This window comes from Streptomyces sp. NBC_01803, from assembly GCF_035917415.1.
GTDB lineage: Bacteria > Actinomycetota > Actinomycetes > Streptomycetales > Streptomycetaceae > Streptomyces.
This window is the reverse complement of the sequence record NZ_CP109073.1, coordinates 1,724,433-1,742,059: the sequence shown is the minus strand read 5'-3', so window position 1 is coordinate 1,742,059 and position 17,627 is coordinate 1,724,433. Positions and strand designations below refer to the sequence as shown.

Sequence of the window (17,627 nt, the reverse complement as noted above, 5' to 3'; positions counted from 1 at the left end):
CATGACCGATCAAGCTGAGACTGATCTCTCCGAACCGGTAGCCGTCATCGACGCCCGTGGACGGGTCGAGGAGCTGCGCGCCATCCGCGAGGAAGCGCTGCGGGGTCCCTCGGAGAAGGCCACCGAGGCCCAGCATGCCAAGGGCAAGCTGACGGCACGGGAGCGGATCGGTCTGCTGCTGGACGAAGGGTCCTTCCACGAAGTGGGTGTCCTGCGGCGGCACCGGGCCTCCGGCTTCGGCCTGGAGGCGAAGCGGCCGTACACCGACGGGGTGGTCACGGGCTGGGGGACGGTGCACGGGCGGACGGTCTTCGTCTACGCCCACGACTTCCGGATCTTCGGCGGCGCGCTGGGCGAGGCCCACGCGGCGAAGATCCACAAGATCATGGACATGGCCATGTCGGCGGGCGCGCCGCTGGTCTCGCTCAACGACGGCGCGGGCGCGCGCATCCAGGAGGGTGTGTCGGCGCTCGCGGGTTATGGCGGCATCTTCCAGCGGAACACCCGGGCCTCCGGGGTGATCCCGCAGATCAGCGTGATGCTCGGCCCGTGCGCGGGCGGCGCGGCGTACTCGCCGGCGCTGACCGACTTCGTGTTCATGGTCCGTGAGACCGCGCAGATGTTCATCACCGGCCCCGACGTCGTCCAGGCCGTGACCGGCGCCCAGGTCACGCAGAACGGTCTCGGCGGCGCGGACGTGCACGCCGGGACCTCGGGCGTGGCCCACTTCGCCTACGACGACGAGGAATCCTGCATCGAGGAGGTGCGGTTCCTGCTGTCGATGCTGCCGCAGAACAACCGGGAGAACCCGCCGGTGGTGCCCACCGAGGACCCGGCGGACCGGCGCTGCGACGCCCTGGTGGACCTGGTCCCCAGCGACGGCAACCGGCCGTACGACATGCGGTCCGTCATCGAGGAGATCGTGGACGACGGGGAGTTCCTGGAGATTCACGAGCGCTGGGCGGGGAACATCATCTGTGCCCTGTCCCGGCTCGACGGCCAGGTGGTCGGCATCGTCGCCAACCAGCCGCAGTCCCTGGCCGGCGTGCTGGACATCTCCGCCTCCGAGAAGGCGGCACGCTTCGTCCAGATGTGCGACGCCTTCAACATCCCGATCATCACGCTGCTGGACGTCCCCGGCTTCCTGCCGGGCGTCGACCAGGAGCACGGCGGCATCATCCGGCACGGCGCCAAGCTCCTGTACGCCTACTGCAACGCGACGGTCCCGCGCGTCTCGGTGGTGCTGCGCAAGGCGTACGGCGGCGCGTACATCGTCATGGACTCCCAGTCGATCGGCGCCGACGTGACGCTCGCCTGGCCGACCAACGAGATCGCGGTGATGGGCGCCGAGGGTGCCGCCAACGTCATCTTCCGCCGTCAGATCTCCGGTGCCGACGACCCCGACGCCATGCGCTCGCGGATGGTCAAGGAGTACAAGGCGGAGCTGATGCACCCCTACTACGCCGCCGAGCGCGGTCTGGTCGACGACGTGATCGAGCCGGCCGAGACCCGCGACGTCCTCATCCGCACGCTGGCGATGCTGCGCACCAAGCACGCCGATCTGCCCGCCCGCAAGCACGGCAACCCGCCGCAGTAAGCCACCGAAGGAGAGCTGACGATGAGCCCCGAGACGATCACCGCCCCGGCGCCGCACCTGGTCCGGGTGGAGAAGGGCCGGGCCAGCGATGAGGAGCTGGCCGCGGTGACCGCCCTGCTGATGGCCCGCGCCTCGTCCCGGCACGCCGCCCCTGAGGGCGACGACGCCGACCGCAACCCCGCGGCGTGGCGCCGCCTGGAGCGCGCCCGCGCGTACCGCGCCCCGCACAGCTGGCAGGGCTGACCCCCCACCGCACGCACGGCGCCGCCCCGGCCCATCAAGGGCCGGGGCGGCGCCGTGCGTGCGGTGGGGGAGCGGTGCCCGGCAGGCTAGACGGCCGGCTTCACCTGGAGCTTGGTGCGGCGCGAGTTGGCCGTCTGCCGGGGCAGTTCGGGCATGCGTGCCTCGGGCAGCACGGCCGGGGCGAGCCCGGTGGCGTCCGCGAGGTGTGCGAGGGTGGTGCGCCGGGGGTTGGCGAGGGAGCGCGGGCTCAGGGTGCTCTTCACGGGTTCTGCCTCGGGTTTCTGCCTCGGGTCCGTCATTCCGGGGACGGTCACGCTGAGATTAGGCGCCGTCTACCCACGCCATGCCGACATTCAGTCCCCCCGAAGGTGTGAGTTTCCTCACGAGTAGTGCGGCAAATCGGGCGTAAGGGGTCAATGCGCGTATGGGGCGAAGCGCTCATAGCCGGTCAATTCTTCGCCTTTCTTCGTATGCGACGCGTGTCAAGTGTGCCGATCGCGTGGTCACGGTGGGAGCAAACGTCCTATTCCTCCGCGCCTTTTGTGCGCACTTCGTGATGAAACCTCGACGCGGCGTCATCCATGTCACGGGACGATTCCGGGCCCTTGTTGGAGATCGGCCACTGTGCTGGAATTCCACGGACCGCCGCGAGTCAACGAGCCACGTGAGGGACGCACACCAAGCGCCACCCGCACTGGCTGAACACCGGACGCGCCGGTTGTCCGAACGACCGATACGGGGCGCGCGTGCCCCCGGCTCGACACCGTCACGTCGCCACCGCGGCGGGGCGCCTGGTCCAGAGGTTGCGACGCTAGTGCAGGGACGTTTCAAGAGGGAAGGCAGCGCTGCGGCGGACGCGGAGCGGAGCGGCGCGGCAGAGCGCGGCTCCTCCGTCGGTCCTGCCCTGAGCGGCGACCCGACACATCCCGGCCCACCCGGCGAGCAGTCCCCGCGCGACCGCCCCGCCGAGGAAACGGGCGGCCGGTCCGCGCCCAGCCGCCCCAGCCGCGCCGGCTCCCGACTGGCCCTGCGCAACTGGCGCATCAGCACCCGGCTGGTCTCCCTGATCGCCCTCCCCGTGGTCGCCGCGAGCGTGCTGGGCGGCCTGCGCATCCAGAACTCGCTGGACAACATCGAGCAGCTCGACAACATGCAGCTGCTCACCGACATGACCCAGCAGGCGACGCTGCTGGCCGCGGCGCTCCAGGAGGAGCGCGACCGGTCGGCCGGCCCGCTGATCAGCGGCCGGAACCCGAAGAGCGACGAGGTCGCCGCGCCCCGCGAGCGCACCGACCAGGCGATGGAGGCGTTCAGCGACGCCACCCTCGGCATCAACAGCTCCGACGAGGCGATGCAGGGCGTCCACGCGACGGTCACCGACATCGGGCGCCAGATCAACCGGATCAGTCAGATCAGGAACGAGGCGTACTCCGACCCGGACTACGTCTCGCAGACCGTCTCCGAGTACAACCAGCTCATCGACGCGCTGCTCTCGCTCTCCCAGGACATGGCCCAGGCGACGAGCAACAGCGAGATGATCCGCAGCACCCGCGCCCTCGCCGCGTTCTCCCTCGCCAAGGAGCACGCCTCCATCCAGCGCGCGGTCATCACCGCCGGCCTCGCCCGGGACGAGCGCGCGGGCGATTCGGCCGCTCTGTCGGACAACGACTGGCGCTACGGCCGCATCCACCAGCAGAGCGAGAACGCGCAGCTCAAGACCTTCACCGAGATCTACGGGGACGAGGAGCGCGCTGAGGAGCTCCTCGAACCGCTCGACGGCGGCATCGTCAACGTCACCTCGGCCAACCAGTTCGCGGCCCAGGTGTTCTCCGCCGAGGAGGGCATCCAGAGCCAGCCGCTGTCCTACATGGACTGGTACGACCAGGACCGCGCCAAGATCGACGCGATGGAGGGCATCGAGCAGACGCTGCTCTCCGAGATGGAGGAGCAGGCCGGCAAGCTGCGCGACGAGGCCCAGCGCGACGCCATCCTCAACGGCGCGGTCATCATCCTGGTGCTGGGCATCTCGGTGGTCGGCGCGTTCGTCGTCGCCCGGTCCATGGTCCGCTCGCTGCGCCGCCTCCAGGACACCGCGCAGGAGGTGGCCCACAAGCGGCTGCCCGAGGTCGTCAAGCACATGTCCGAGGCCGAGCCCGAGGACGTCGACACCACGGTGGAGCCGGTCGGCGTCTACACCCGGGACGAGATAGGCCGGGTCGCCCAGGCGTTCGACGACGTGCACCGCGAGGCCGTGCGGCTGGCCGGCGAGCAGGCCCTGCTGCGGGGCAACGTCAACGCGATGTTCACCAACCTGTCCCGCCGCAGCCAGGGCCTCATCCAGCGCCAGCTCTCCCTCATCTCCGAGCTGGAGTCCCGCGAGGCGGACCCCGACCAGCTCTCCTCGCTGTTCAAGCTGGACCACCTGGCGACCCGCATGCGCCGCAACGGCGAGAACCTGCTGGTGCTCGCGGGCGAGGAGCCGGGCCGCCGGTGGACGCGCCCGGTGCCGCTCGTCGACGTGCTGCGGGCCGCCGCCTCCGAGGTGGAGCAGTACGAGCGCATCGAGCTCAGCGCCGTGCCCAAGACGGATGTCGCCGGCCGGGTCGTCAACGACCTGGTGCACCTGCTCGCCGAGCTGCTGGAGAACGCCACCTCGTTCTCCTCCCCGCAGACCAAGGTGAAGGTCACCGGCCACGCGCTGCCGGACGGCCGGGTGCTGGTCGAGATCCACGACACCGGCATCGGCCTGTCCCCGGAAGACCTGGCCGAGATCAACGACCGGCTGGCCAACCCGCCCACGGTCGACGTCTCGGTCTCCCGCCGGATGGGCCTGTTCGTGGTCGGCCGCCTCTCCCGGCGGCACAACATCCGCATCCAGCTGCGGCCGTCCGACTCCGGCGGTACCACTGCCCTGGTCATGCTCCCCGCCGACGTCGCCCAGGGCGGCGGCCGTACCCGTCCGGCCCCAGCAGCCGCCGCCGCGCCGCCGACCGCGACGCTGCGCCGCGACCCCCCGGCGGCCGGCCCCCGCCGCCCGCCCGCGGTGCCGTCGGGCGGTGCCCAGGGGGACACCGCGCGCCTCCAGAGCGGTGACCAGGCCAGGAGTCTGGGTTCCGCCACCCCCCAGCCGCGGCCACCGCGGCCGGTCCAGGGCGGTCCTGGCGGTCAGGGACGCCCCGCGCTGCCCTCCCGCCCCCTCGGCTCCGGCAAGCCCGCGGGCGCCGACGATCAGGCCGCACAGCCGCCCGCGCCCGCCCCACGGGCCCCGGCGGCCCCCGCCGCTCCCCAGGTCCCCGAGCCGCGCCCCGCCGTCGCCCCGCCGTCGCCGCCCGCGCCTCCCGCGCCTCCCGCGCCTCCCGCCCCGGAACGTACCGCCCCGCCCGCCGGCGAGCCCGTGCCCGCCGGATCCGCGTCCCAGGGCGGTCGCCCGAGCTGGGCCGCCGCGGACGAGGACGGCGGTCCCCTGTCGATCGCCCCGGACGAGCTGGACGGGCCGCGCGGGCACGACGAACCCGAGTCGACCGGCGAGTACGCCCGGCCCGGCTATGTCGGCGCGACCGGTGCGGGTCCCTCGGGCGTGGCCGCCGCGTTCGGCCGCCGCCAGCCGCGTCCCCAACAGCCCGACGACACCACCCGGTTCAACTTCCCGAGCGCTCCCTCCGGCCCCTCCCCCCAGGACACCGGGGAGTTCCCGGCCGCGCGGCGGCCGTCGGCCCAGGTCGCGCCCCGGCCGGATCCGCCGCGGTCCCCCGCGCCACAGCCGGTGGCCCCGCAGCCGGTGGCCCCGCAACGGCCTCTCCCGGCCCGGCGCCCCGACGAGCTGCGCGACCCGCTGCCCGTGTCCGCCGCGGACAGCGCTCCGGAACGCACTCCGATCTTCGAGGAGATGGAGTCGACGTGGTTCGGCACCCGACGTGCCGCAGCCTCGCCCGCCGACTCCGTTCCGGCTCCTTCGGCGGTCCCCGCGCCCGGCCCTCGGCCGGCCGCCGCCGAACCCTCAGCCGCCCAGCACCAGCCCGTCCGTGGGGAGCCCGCTCCCGGGGAGGCGAGCGCACCGTGGCGCCCGTCGCCCAACGACGAGCGCTGGCGGCAGGCCGAGCAACTGCGTCAGCCCAGCGCGGGTGGCGTGACCACCTCCGGGCTTCCCCGGCGGGTGCCGCGCGCCAACCTCGTCGCCGGCGCGGCGCAGTCGCAGTCGGCCGCCCCGGCCGGTCCGTCGGTCTCCCGCAGCCCGGACGACGTCCGCGGCCGGCTGACCAACCTCCGCCGGGGCATCCAGCAGGGGCGCCAGGCCAATTCCTCGGCCGACCGCACGGATCGGGACCTCGGTCCCACGTACCAGCAGTAGGAGCGTTAGTGTGAGCCCGATGAGCCAGGCGGCGCAGAACCTGAACTGGTTGATCACCAGTTTTGTGGAGAACACCCCGGGGGTGTCGCACACGGTGGTGGTGTCCGCTGATGGTCTTCTTCTGGCGTTGTCCGAGGGGTTTCCGCGGGATCGTGCGGATCAGTTGGCGGCGGTGGCGTCGGGTTTGACGTCGTTGACGGCTGGTGCGTCGCGGATCTTCGAGGGTGGTGCGGTGAATCAGACGGTGGTGGAGATGGAGCGGGGGTTCCTTTTCATCATGTCGATCTCGGATGGTTCGTCGTTGGCGGTGCTGGCGCATCCGGAGGCCGATATCGGTCTGGTGGGTTATGAGATGGCGCTGTTGGTGGACCGGGCGGGCACCGTCCTGACGCCCGACCTCCGCGCGGAGCTCCAAGGAAGTCTGCTTAACTGACCCTCAGCTTCCCCCACATGAGCACCACCGCCCGCCTCGCCGACCTCATGTCAAGCTCGGAGGAGCTATGATCACCCCGCCACCTTCGCAGGGCTCGTACGGTGTTCCGCATCATTACGGTTCCTTCGACGATGATGGCGACCAGCCTCTGGTGCGTCCCTATGCGATGACCGGTGGCCGGACCAGGCCGCGGTACCAGTTGGCGATCGAGGCGCTGGTGAGCACCACCGCCGAACCGGTGCAGCTCCAGGGATTGTTGCCGGAGCATCAGCGGATCTGCCAGCTCTGCCTCGAAGTGAAGTCCGTCGCCGAGGTGTCCGCGCTGCTGAGCATGCCGCTCGGGGTCGCGCGGATTCTGGTGGCCGATCTCGCGGAGGCGGGACTTGTCGCCATTCACCAGCCGGGTCATGACGCCGAGCCGGGTGGCCAGCCAGACGTGACTCTGCTCGAAAGGGTGCTCAGTGGACTTCGCAAGCTCTAGCGCCGCGGGCCGTCCGGCTCCATCCCAGTCGACCACGTCCGCGAAGATCGTGATCGCGGGTGGGTTCGGTGTGGGGAAGACGACGTTCGTGGGGTCGGTGTCCGAGATCAACCCGTTGCGGACGGAGGCGGTCATGACGTCGGCGTCGGCGGGGATCGACGACCTGACGCATACCGCGGGGAAGACCACCACGACGGTGGCGATGGACTTCGGGCGGATCACGCTGGACCAGGACTTGATCCTGTATCTGTTCGGTACGCCCGGGCAGGACCGGTTCTGGTTCATGTGGGACGACCTGGTGCGCGGCGCGATCGGCGCGGTCGTGCTGGTCGACACCCGCCGGCTGGCGGACTGTTTCCCGGCGGTGGACTACTTCGAGAACAGCGGGCTGCCCTTCGTGATCGCCCTCAACGGTTTCGAGGGCCACCAGCCGTATTCCCCGGAAGAGGTCCGCGAAGCGCTCCAGATCGGCCCGGATGTCCCGATCATCATCACCGACGCGCGCCACCGCTCGGAGGCGAAGAGCACACTGATCACCCTCGTCGAACACGCACTGCTCGCACGGTTGCACTGAGGGCACGCACGCTGCGCCAGGTCTGTGTTCTTGAACACGTCCTCTGTCGATATTCGTAACAATTCGACGCGGGGCCCCTCACCTTTTCTGCACGTGCCGCGAGCGTCGGGTATCTCTCCGCTTACAAAAAGCGGGCCATTTGCGGCTCTTGACTCTAATGCCCGATTCGGCGCGGTGGTAGTTGGCTGGAAACAGGACGGTTCGGGGGATTGGAAACTCCCCTGGTCACGTGCTGGAATCCACACAACTCCGCAGTCGTGACAGCCATGGGCGACGGTGTGCCGATGCCGAGAGGTGAGAGCCGAGTGAGGCGCAGCAGCGCGACTCCCGCGAACCCCGGAGGGTCCGCGACCCCCCGGACGGCCGGGCGGGGCAACTTCACCCCGCCGTCGGTGGCCCGGCGGCCGATCGAGGCCGAGCTCGACCCGGACCCGGTGCCAGAGCCCCCCGGCTCAAGAATGGCGCCCCGCAACTGGCGGGTGGCGACGAAGCTCTACGCCATCCTGCTCATCCCGGTTCTCGTCTCCCTCGCGCTCGGCGGCTTCCGGGTGTACGACTCCTACGACCGCTGGCAGGAGGCCGACGACGCGGAGGCGACCGCCGAGCTGGTGCGCGCCGCGGCGGCCTACGGCCACGCCCTGATCGACGAACGCGACGTCACCGCCGAGCCGTTGCTCACCGGGGAACGGGACAGCCTCGTCATCGAGGACGCCCGCCGGATCACCGACCAGGCGCGCGCGGAGTTCCACGCACAGGTGGCGGAGACCCCGCGGACCGACAGCCTTGACCGCCGGCTCGCCGTCGTCGCCGAGCAGGAGGCCGACCTCCAGCCGCTGCGCGAGCAGGCTTACACCGACGAGCTGCCGGGCGTCGAGACCGAGCAGTGGTACGTCGATGTCCAGCACCCGCTGATGTCGCTCGCCAACGAGCTCGGTCTCGGCACGGGCAACGTCACCTCCTACGGTCGGACCGTGTACGCCATCTCCCTGGCGAAGGCCGCCAGTTCGCTGCAGCGTTCCATCGGCACGCACATGCTGGTCGACCCCGCCGAGGACAATGCGACGCGCGAGGCCATGCGGACCGCGTTCTCCTCGTACGCCTACCTGGAGCGCATCGCCCAGGCCGAGTACTTCGCGGCCGGCGACCCCGACGACCTGCGGCGGATGAGCGAGGTGGCGCAGTCGCAGTCCGACGAGAAGGACGCGATGGTCCGGGCCATCGGCGCGGAGGGGGCCACCCCCGAGAACCTCGCGGAGGATCACGACATCACCTGGGAGTCGTGGTACCGGACCTCGACCGCCGAGTTCGACGCGTACCGCACCGCCGAGCGCGAGCTGGTGAACTCCGCGGTGCTGGAGGCGCAGGACATCGCCTCGGCCGCCCGCCGCGACATGCTGGTCAACTCCGTGGTGGTGCTGGCCGCCCTGATCCTCGGCTTCGCGATCGCCGCGCTGATGGCCCGCTCGATGAGCCGCAACATGCGCCGGTTGCGCGCCGCCGCCTTCGAGGTCGCCGAGCAGCGGCTGCCCGCCCTGGTCTACCAGCTCTCCCGGGCCAACCCGGGCGACGTCGACACCCGCGTCGCCCCCATCGCCATCACCAGCCAGGACGAGCTCGGCGAGGTCGCGCGCGCCTTCGACCAGGTGCACCAGGAGGCCGTGCGGCTGGCCGCCGAGCAGGCGCTGCTGCGGGGCAACGTCAGCGCGATCTTCACCAACCTCTCCAGCCGGAACCAGGGCCTCATCGAACGGCAGATCGCGCTCATCAGCGAGCTGGAGAGCCACGAGGCCGACCCCGAGCAGCTCGAACACCTCTTCAAGCTGGACCACCTCGCCACCCGCATGCGCCGCAACAGCGAGAACCTGCTGGTCCTCGCGGGTGAGGAGCCCAAGCACCGGTGGAACCAGCCGGCCGCGCTCGTCGACGTGATGCGCGCCTCCGCCTCGGAGGTGGAGGCGTATGCCCGGATCGAGCTGTCCGGCGTCCCCGAGCGCGACGTGCACGGCTCGGTCGTCAACGACCTGGTGCACCTGCTCGCCGAGCTGCTGGAGAACGCCACCACGTTCTCCTCGCCGCAGACCAAGGTCCGCGTCACCGCCACCCGCCTGCCGGACGGCCGGATCATGATCGAGATCCACGACAAGGGCATCGGCCTCACGCAGGAGGACTTCGCCGAGATCAACAAGCGGCTGGCCGAACCCCCCGCCATCGACGCCTCCGTGTCCCGCCGGATGGGGCTCTACGTGGTCGGCCGCCTCGCCGAGCGCCACAACATCAGGGTGCAGCTGCGGCCCTCGGGCGAGCAGTCGGGCACCACGTGCCTGGTCATGCTGCCGGAGGGCATCACGCTGCCCGGCCGGGGGCGCCCCCAGCCGCCGGAGGAGGACTTCACCGTCTCGCGGATCGTTCCCGCGCAGCCGCACGCCGCGCTGGGGGAGGGCCGGATACCGTCCTCGTCGGCCGCCGACCTCGGCTTCGACGACAACCGGTACGCGGCCGGGGACACCATGCGGCTCGACCCGGTGGGCCGTTCGCCGCTGGCCGGGGAGCACCGGTCGGCCATCGAGCCGCGGCCGGGCCGGGTCGCCCCCGAGCCCGCCGCCCCCGACCTCGGGTACGAGCCGCCCGCGCCGGAGCCGCCGGTGCCCGCCCGCCCCGGGTTTGGCTCGTTCCCGCCGTCCGTCGCCGAGCCGCCGGAGCACACCCGGCCCGTCGCGCCGGCGGCGCCCCTGTCCCCGGCCCGGCAGTCCCTGCGCCCCCCGGTCCGCCCGTCGGCGCAGTCGCCCGCCGGGCCACCGGCGCAGTCGCCCGCCGGGCCACCGGCGCAGTCGCCCGCGCGGCCGTCGACGCAATCGCCGCACGGGAGTCCCGCCGGCGGCCCGCAGCGCGTAGGCTTCGGTGGACCAGACCCCGTCGCGGCCGAGTTCCGCACGAGGACCAGCGCGGGACTGCCCCGCCGGGAACGACAGTCGCAGCACTCCGAGGAGGATCCGGCGGAGCGACCGCGGGAGGAGTCCCGGGCTCCGCAACTGCCAGGGATGGCGCGGTGGGAGAGCCGTGGACCGCGCCGGGAGGAGCAGACGGTCGGCACGACGGCCTCGGGCCTTCCCCGGCGGGTGCCCCGGGCCAATCTCACCGAACACACCACACCCGAACTATCCGACTCCGGCGGGCCCCAGGTCTCCCGGGACCCCAACGACGTCCGCGGTCGGCTCACCAGCCTGCGCCGTGGAGTACAGCAGGGCCGCGGCGCGGTCACGAGCCGTGGCGAGCGGAACGACGAACGGGGCCACGGCCCCGGACAGACCTATGATCAGGAGCGTTAGTGTGAGCCCGATGAGCCAGGCGGCGCAGAACCTGAACTGGTTGATCACCAGTTTTGTGGAGAACACCCCGGGGGTGTCGCACACGGTGGTGGTGTCCGCTGATGGTCTTCTTCTGGCGTTGTCCGAGGGGTTTCCGCGGGATCGTGCGGATCAGTTGGCGGCGGTGGCGTCGGGTTTGACGTCGTTGACGGCTGGTGCGTCGCGGATCTTCGAGGGTGGTGCGGTGAATCAGACGGTGGTGGAGATGGAGCGGGGGTTCCTTTTCATCATGTCGATCTCGGATGGTTCGTCGTTGGCGGTGCTGGCGCATCCGGAGGCCGATATCGGCCTGGTGGGTTATGAGATGGCGCTGTTGGTGGACCGGGCGGGCACCGTCCTGACGCCCGACCTCCGCGCGGAGCTCCAAGGGAGCTTGCTCAACTAGCAGATGACTTGTGCGGATTGGGGTCCCGCACCTTAAAGTGCGGGACATGGCCAAGCGGCGAACGCGGCATCCGCGATCGGCAGTGGGAGTCGGAGGAGGAACTGTGGCAACGCCCCAAGGCGGACCATACGGCAATGAGTACCCGGCGCAGTCGAACGGCGGCGGGCGGTTCAACTTCCCCTCGGCACCGAGCGGCGGAAGCAAGTGGCGTACGTACGACGGCAGCACGTCGGCCCAGCCGCACGCCGGCCAGCAGGGTCCCGAGGTGCGGCGCGCCTCGGCCGCCCCCCCCGCGCCGGGCGCCGCCCGCCCGCCGGGAGGCGCCCCCACGCCGGGAGGCGGGTACCCGCGGCAGCAGCGCTCCGCCGACGTTCCCCCACGGCGACCGGGTGAGGGCGAGGCACCGCAGCCTCTGGTGCGTCCGTACGCGATGACCGGTGGCCGGACCAGGCCGCGGTACCAGTTGGCGATCGAGGCGCTGGTGAGCACCACCGCCGACCCCGTCCAACTGCACGGACAGCTTCCGGAGCACCAGCGGATCTGCCAGCTCTGCTACGAGGTCAAGTCCGTCGCCGAGGTGTCCGCGCTGCTGAGCATGCCGCTCGGGGTCGCGCGGATTCTGGTGGCCGATCTCGCGGAGGCGGGACTTGTCGCCATTCACCAGCCGGGTCATGACGCCGAGCCGGGTGGCCAGCCAGACGTGACTCTGCTCGAAAGGGTGCTCAGTGGACTTCGCAAGCTCTAAGGACGGCGGTCTATCCGCGCCGTCCCGTTCCACCACGTCCGCGAAGATCGTGATCGCGGGTGGGTTCGGTGTGGGGAAGACGACGTTCGTGGGGTCGGTGTCCGAGATCAACCCGTTGCGGACGGAGGCGGTCATGACGTCGGCGTCGGCGGGGATCGACGACCTGACGCATACCGCGGGGAAGACCACCACGACGGTGGCGATGGACTTCGGGCGGATCACGCTGGACCAGGACTTGATCCTGTATCTGTTCGGTACGCCCGGGCAGGACCGGTTCTGGTTCATGTGGGACGACCTGGTGCGCGGCGCGATCGGCGCGGTCGTGCTGGTCGACACCCGCCGGCTGGCGGACTGTTTCCCGGCGGTGGACTACTTCGAGAACAGCGGGCTGCCCTTCGTGATCGCCCTCAACGGTTTCGAGGGCCACCAGCCGTATTCCCCGGAAGAGGTCCGCGAAGCGCTCCAGATCGGCCCGGACGCCCCGATCATCACCACCGACGCGCGCCACCGCTCGGAGGCGAAGAGCACACTGATCACCCTCGTCGAACACGCGCTGATGGCCCGCCTGCGCTGACACCGCCGCCGCTGCCCGCCTCCCGGACCGGGGTCCGGGAGGGCGTGACCGATTGGCCTAGGCTTGGCCCCGTGCGCATCGCCAGATTTTCCATTGACGGGACCGTCGGATTCGGCGTGGTCGAAGCGGATCCCGAAGCGGGCGGAGAGCTCGTGCTGGACATCATCAAAGGCCATCCCTTCGCCGCGTTCGAGCGCTCCGGCCGCCGGGTGCCGCTGAGCAAGGTCAGGCTGCTGCCGCCCGTGCTGCCCAGCAAGATCGTCGCCGTCGGCCGCAACTACGCCGAGCACGCGCGGGAGCTGGGGAACACCGTCCCGGACATCCCGATCACCTTCTTCAAGCCCTCCACCTCGGTGATCGGCCACGGCGACGCGATCGCGTACCCAGCCTTCTCCTCCGAGGTGCACCACGAGGCCGAGCTGGCCGTGGTGATCGGCCGCATGTGCCGGGATGTGCCCCGCTCGCGGGCCCGCGAGGTCATCCTCGGCTACACCTGCGCCAACGACGTCACCGCGCGCGATGTCCAGCAGCGCGAGAGCCAGTGGGCCAGGGCCAAGGGCTTCGACACCGCCTGCCCGCTCGGCCCGTGGATCGAGACCGACCTCGACCCGTCCGACCTGGCCGTGATGTGCACCGTCAACGGTGAGCAGCGCCAGCTCGGCCGCACCAGTGAGATGGCGCGCGCGGTGGAGGACCTCATCGTGCACATCACCGAGTCCATGACGCTGCTGCCCCAGGACGTCATCCTCACCGGCACCCCGGCGGGCGTCGGACCGCTCCGCGTCGGCGACGAGGTCGCCGTCACCATCGAAGGCATCGGCACTCTCACCAACAAGGTCGTCAAGCGTGACTAGCCCATCCCCCGTCCGCGTCCGTTTCTGCCCGTCCCCGACCGGCAACCCCCATGTGGGTCTGGTCCGCACCGCCCTGTTCAACTGGGCGTTCGCGCGCCACCACGGCGGCACCCTGGTCTTCCGCATCGAGGACACCGACGCCGCCCGCGACTCCGAGGAGTCCTACGCGGCGCTGCTCGACGCGATGCGCTGGCTCGGCCTGGACTGGGACGAGGGCCCCGAGATCGGCGGTCCGCACGCTCCGTACCGGCAGTCGCGGCGCATGGACATCTACGCGGACGTCGCCGCCCGGCTGCTGGCGGCGGGCCACGCCTACCGCTGCTACTGCACGGCCCAGGAGCTGGAGGAGCGCCGGGAGGCCGCGCGCGCTGCCGGGAAGCCCTCGGGCTACGACGGGAGGTGCCGCGCGCTGTCCCCGGAGGTGACCGCCGCCTACGAGGCGGAGGGGCGGCCGTCGATCGTCCGCTTCCGGATGCCGGACGAGCCGATCACCTTCACCGACCTGGTGCGCGGCAGCCTCACGTTCACCCCGGAGAACGTCCCGGACTACGGCATCGTCCGGGCCAACGGCGCGCCGTTGTACACGCTGGTCAACCCCGTGGACGACGCGCTGATGGGCATCACCCACGTGCTGCGCGGCGAGGACCTGCTCTCCTCCACGCCCCGCCAGATCGCGCTGTACCGGGCGCTGGCGGACATCGGCGTGGGCGAGGGCACGATCCCCGCGTTCGGGCATCTGCCGTATGTCATGGGCGAGGGCAACAAGAAGCTGTCCAAGCGCGACCCGCAGGCTTCGCTCAATCTCTACCGGGACCGCGGCTTCCTGCCGTCCGGACTCCTCAACTACCTGGCCCTGCTGGGCTGGTCGCTGGCCGAGGACCGGGACATCTTCACGCTGGACGAGATGGTCGCGGCCTTCGACATCGGCGCGGTGAACGCCAACCCGGCGCGCTTCGACCTGAAGAAGTGCGAGGCGATCAACGCCACCCACATCCGCGAGCACCTGTCGGTCGAGGAGTTCACCGCCGCGTGTGAGCCGTGGTTGCGGGCGCCGCACGCGCCGTGGAAGCCGGAGGCGTACGACCCGGCCGCGTTCGCCGCCCTGGCGCCGCTCGCCCAGACCCGGGTGACGGTCCTGGCGGACATCACCGACAACGTCGACTTCCTCTTCCTGGACGAGCCGGTCTTCGACGAGCAGTCCTGGGCCAAGGCCATGAAGCCCGGCGCCGAGGCCGTGCTCGGCACGGCCCGCGCGCGGCTGGCGGCGGTGCCCGAGTGGACCGCCGAGGAGCTCAAGGCGGCCGTTCTCGCGGCCGGCGAGGAGCACGGCCTGAAGCTGGGCAAGGCCCAGGCCCCGGTCCGCGTCGCGGTGACCGGGCGGACGGTGGGGCTCCCGCTCTTCGAGTCCCTGGAGGTGCTGGGCCGCGACCGGACGCTGAGCCGCGTGGACGCGGCCCTGACCCGCCACGGGGGTTGAACGCATCTCGTTTTGGGGCACCGTTCTCGATCGGGTATTGTTTGGCGCGTCGCAAGGGCGGGCCGGGAATCCGGGCCGCCGTGCGATCACCTCAACGATTTCCCCGTGTAGGGGTTGCGTTTTGGTGGGGTATGGTGTAATTGGCAGCACGACTGATTCTGGTTCAGTTAGTCTAGGTTCGAGTCCTGGTACCCCAGCGCGATCTCTCAACAAGATCAAGCCCCCGTTGTGTAGCGGCCTAGCACGCTGCCCTCTCAAGGCAGTAGCGCCGGTTCGAATCCGGTCGGGGGTACGGATCCGCAAGGATCTTTCGCGGGCCCCCGTTGTGTAGCGGCCTAGCACGCCGCCCTCTCAAGGCGGTAGCGCCGGTTCGAATCCGGTCGGGGGTACACGATTGAGGAAGGCCCTCCGCCGGTGGCGGGGGGCCTTCTCGGTGTTCCCGTCCGGTCATTCCGGGGCCTGGCCGCCGCCGAAGCGACGGTCGGCCTCCTCGGCCTGGGCCAGCCGCCGCAGGCTCAGCAACACCGGCTCGTAGAGCACGGTGAGCGCCACGGCCGCCTCCAGCTGGGTGGTGGGCGCCTCGAACTCCTCGATGAGGGCGATCTCGTGCCCGGCGATGGCGCTCGCGGCCCGCCCGTAGGGCAGCAGTTGGTCGACGTCGCACGGATATCCCAGGCGGATCAGCGCGGCGAGGGCGGAGACCAGCATGCCGTGCGCCGGGTTCCCCGGGGCGTGCCGCCAGCCGAGCCGGCGTCGCACCTCCTCGGCCGTGCGGCGGGCGGTGTCCACGGCCGCGTCCTCGGCGCCGACGGCGGGGCCGTGGGGGAGGGCGGAGACCGCGGTGCCGAGGCGGGAGAGCTGGTCCAGCGACTCGTCCTCGACGGCGGCCAGCACGTCCCGCGCGGTGGCCACCGGAACCCGGCCGACCTGGACCAAGGCCCGCACCAGGCGGAGCCTGCGCAGGTGCTCCTCGTCGTACTCGGCCTGGGTGGCGCTCACCCGCTCCCCGGGGGGCAGCAGGCCCTCCCGCAGGTAGTACTTGATGGTCGCGGTGGAGACTCCGCTGCGCTTGCTCAACTCGGCCAGCCGCATCGGCCCGCACCCCTTGCGCTTCTGATGGGAGAGTGGCACTATCCAATCATGGATAGTGCCACTATCCAATGCGCGGCGAGCGGGGAGGTCCGTGATGGGGAGCGGGATTATCGAGGGACGCATGACGGCGGCGCCGGACGGGGAGGTCACCGTCTTCCTGATCGGCATGCGGATCAACGCCTTCCGGCATCCGCGGAGCTGGTGGCCGGTCCTCAGGGCGATGCCCCGGATGCTCAAGGAGCTGTCGCGGGACGGGGAGAGCGGCCTGCTCGGCTATCGCCTGCTGTTCGGCGGCCCGCGGGTGATCTACTCCGTGCAGTACTGGGTGTCGCCCGAGAAGCTGCTGGCGTACGCGTCGTCGCCGGAGGGGGCGCACCGGCCGGCGTGGGCCGAGTTCAACCGCAGGGCGCGGGCCGGCCGGGGCCGGGTCGGCGTCTGGCACGAGACGTATGTGGTGCCCGCGGGTGCCCACGAGGCGGTGTATGTGGACATGCCGCCGTTCGGTCTCGGGGCGGCGACCGAGGTGGTGCCGGTCGGCCGTCGCGGCGAGGCCGCCGCGGCGAGGCTCTCCCTGGGGGAGCGGCGGGGGTGATCAGCCGCCGTTGCGCCTGAGGGCGTCGGTCAGGCGGCCCGCCGCGTCCAGCAGAGCCTGGGCGTGCATGCGGCCCGGGTGCCGCGTCAGCCGCTCGATCGGGCCGGAGACGGACACCGCGGCCACCACGCGGTTGGACGGACCGCGCACGGGGGCCGAGACGGAGGCCACTCCCGGCTCGCGCTCACCGATGGACTGGGCCCAGCCGCGGCGCCGGACGCCGGAGAGCGCGGTGGCGGTGAAGCGGGCGCCCTGGAGGCCGTGGTGCAGCCGCTCCGGCTCCTCCCAGGCGAGCAGGATCTGCGCCGCCGAGCCGGCCTTCATCGGCAGGGTGGAGCCCACGGGCACGGTGTCCCGCAGGCCCGAGAGGCGCTCGGCCGCGGCCACACAGATCCGCATGTCGCCCTGACGCCGGTAGAGCTGCGCGCTCTCGCCCGTCATGTCGCGGAGCTGGGTGAGCACCGGCCCGGCGGCGGCGAGCAGCCGGTCCTCGCCGGCGGCGGCGGCCAGCTCGGCCAGGCGCGGCCCGAGGATGAACCGGCCCTGCATGTCGCGGGCCAGCAGTCGGTGGTATTCGAGGGCCACCGCCATCCGGTGTGCCGTGGGTCTCGCCAGCCCCGTCGCCCCGACCAGGCCCGCGAGCGTGGCCGGTCCGGACTCCAGGGCTCCCAGCACCAGGGCGGCCTTGTCGAGCACCCCCACACCGCTGGAGTCGCCGCTAGAGTTGTCCATGCAACGATATTCGCGTCTCACAGTGTGAAACGCAAGTTCAATTTCGCGGGGAAGGCGCCACGCTTGGTTGCGCGGTCCGCGTCACCACGCGCCGCGCGGTCACTGTCCGGCGCGAGGGGTACGGATGGCGGCCCC

At 71.3% G+C, this 17,627-nt stretch carries 16 protein-coding genes and 3 tRNA genes; 16 read left to right on the top strand and 3 right to left on the bottom strand.

The features are described from left to right. Nucleotide 1: 1 nt before the first annotated feature. Both OIE51_RS07340 and OIE51_RS07335 read left to right on the top strand, forming a co-directional pair. Nucleotides 2–1,597 carry an acyl-CoA carboxylase subunit beta gene (locus OIE51_RS07340; RefSeq protein WP_326596370.1) on the top strand — a complete coding sequence of 532 codons (1,596 nt, stop codon included), beginning with the start codon at nt 2–4 and terminating at the stop codon, nt 1,595–1,597. A 21-nt stretch (nt 1,598–1,618) separates the two neighbouring features. Continuing rightward, nucleotides 1,619–1,840: an acyl-CoA carboxylase subunit epsilon gene (locus tag OIE51_RS07335; protein WP_326596369.1), complete on the top strand. Its 222-nt coding sequence runs from the start codon at nt 1,619–1,621 to the stop codon at nt 1,838–1,840. Between the two features lie 86 nt (nt 1,841–1,926). On the opposite strand, the gene OIE51_RS07330 is transcribed toward OIE51_RS07335, so the two are convergent. After that, nucleotides 1,927–2,103 carry a hypothetical protein gene (locus OIE51_RS07330; RefSeq protein WP_326596368.1) on the bottom strand — a complete coding sequence of 59 codons (177 nt, stop codon included), beginning with the start codon at nt 2,101–2,103 and terminating at the stop codon, nt 1,927–1,929. A 551-nt stretch (nt 2,104–2,654) separates the two neighbouring features. Between OIE51_RS07330 and OIE51_RS07325 the strand changes: the two genes are divergently transcribed. The 13 genes from OIE51_RS07325 (at nt 2,655) to OIE51_RS07265 (ending at nt 15,465) form a co-directional block, all read left to right on the top strand. Then, a complete protein-coding gene (locus OIE51_RS07325; protein WP_326596367.1) occupies nt 2,655–6,188 on the top strand; it encodes a sensor histidine kinase in 3,534 nt (1,177 codons plus the stop codon). 19 nt (nt 6,189–6,207) lie between these two features. Next, nucleotides 6,208–6,621 (top strand): roadblock/LC7 domain-containing protein, encoded by a 414-nt coding sequence (locus OIE51_RS07320; RefSeq protein WP_062206445.1) that lies wholly within the window; start codon nt 6,208–6,210, stop codon nt 6,619–6,621. 70 nt (nt 6,622–6,691) lie between these two features. After that, entirely contained in the window at nt 6,692–7,102 is a 411-nt protein-coding gene (locus OIE51_RS07315; protein WP_442812042.1) for a DUF742 domain-containing protein, read from the top strand. Then, nucleotides 7,083–7,676 (top strand): GTP-binding protein, encoded by a 594-nt coding sequence (locus OIE51_RS07310; protein ID WP_326596365.1) that lies wholly within the window; start codon nt 7,083–7,085, stop codon nt 7,674–7,676. Before OIE51_RS07315 ends, OIE51_RS07310 begins: the two co-directional genes overlap by 20 nt. 305 nt (nt 7,677–7,981) lie before the next feature. After that, nucleotides 7,982–11,002: a sensor histidine kinase gene (locus OIE51_RS07305; protein ID WP_326596364.1), complete on the top strand. Its 3,021-nt coding sequence runs from the start codon at nt 7,982–7,984 to the stop codon at nt 11,000–11,002. Between the two features lie 10 nt (nt 11,003–11,012). After that, entirely contained in the window at nt 11,013–11,426 is a 414-nt protein-coding gene (locus tag OIE51_RS07300) for a roadblock/LC7 domain-containing protein (protein WP_062206445.1), read from the top strand. 103 nt (nt 11,427–11,529) lie between these two features. Then, entirely contained in the window at nt 11,530–12,171 is a 642-nt protein-coding gene (locus OIE51_RS07295) for a DUF742 domain-containing protein (RefSeq protein ID WP_326596363.1), read from the top strand. Continuing rightward, entirely contained in the window at nt 12,152–12,745 is a 594-nt protein-coding gene (locus tag OIE51_RS07290; protein ID WP_079032340.1) for a GTP-binding protein, read from the top strand. The genes OIE51_RS07295 and OIE51_RS07290 overlap by 20 nt, the downstream gene beginning before the upstream one ends. 71 nt (nt 12,746–12,816) lie before the next feature. Next, entirely contained in the window at nt 12,817–13,599 is a 783-nt protein-coding gene (locus OIE51_RS07285; RefSeq protein ID WP_326596362.1) for a fumarylacetoacetate hydrolase family protein, read from the top strand. Beyond that, nucleotides 13,592–15,076, top strand: a complete 1,485-nt coding sequence (gltX, locus tag OIE51_RS07280) for a glutamate--tRNA ligase (RefSeq protein ID WP_326596361.1) — start codon at nt 13,592–13,594, stop codon at nt 15,074–15,076. Before OIE51_RS07285 ends, gltX begins: the two co-directional genes overlap by 8 nt. Nucleotides 15,077–15,201: 125 nt before the next feature. Further along, a tRNA-Gln gene (locus OIE51_RS07275) sits at nt 15,202–15,273 on the top strand. Between the two features lie 22 nt (nt 15,274–15,295). Next, a tRNA-Glu gene (locus OIE51_RS07270) sits at nt 15,296–15,368 on the top strand. 24 nt (nt 15,369–15,392) lie between these two features. Further along, a tRNA-Glu gene (locus tag OIE51_RS07265) sits at nt 15,393–15,465 on the top strand. A gap of 58 nt (nt 15,466–15,523) precedes the next feature. Here OIE51_RS07265 and OIE51_RS07260 read toward each other — a convergent pair. After that, entirely contained in the window at nt 15,524–16,168 is a 645-nt protein-coding gene (locus tag OIE51_RS07260) for a MerR family transcriptional regulator (protein WP_326600531.1), read from the bottom strand. Between the two features lie 94 nt (nt 16,169–16,262). Between OIE51_RS07260 and OIE51_RS07255 the strand changes: the two genes are divergently transcribed. Continuing rightward, a complete protein-coding gene (locus OIE51_RS07255; RefSeq protein ID WP_326596360.1) occupies nt 16,263–16,760 on the top strand; it encodes a DUF4188 domain-containing protein in 498 nt (165 codons plus the stop codon). Here the strand turns inward: OIE51_RS07255 and OIE51_RS07250 are convergent, their stop codons facing one another. Further along, nucleotides 16,761–17,492 (bottom strand): IclR family transcriptional regulator, encoded by a 732-nt coding sequence (locus OIE51_RS07250; RefSeq protein ID WP_326596359.1) that lies wholly within the window; start codon nt 17,490–17,492, stop codon nt 16,761–16,763. It abuts the gene before it with no gap. Nucleotides 17,493–17,627 lie beyond the last annotated feature (135 nt).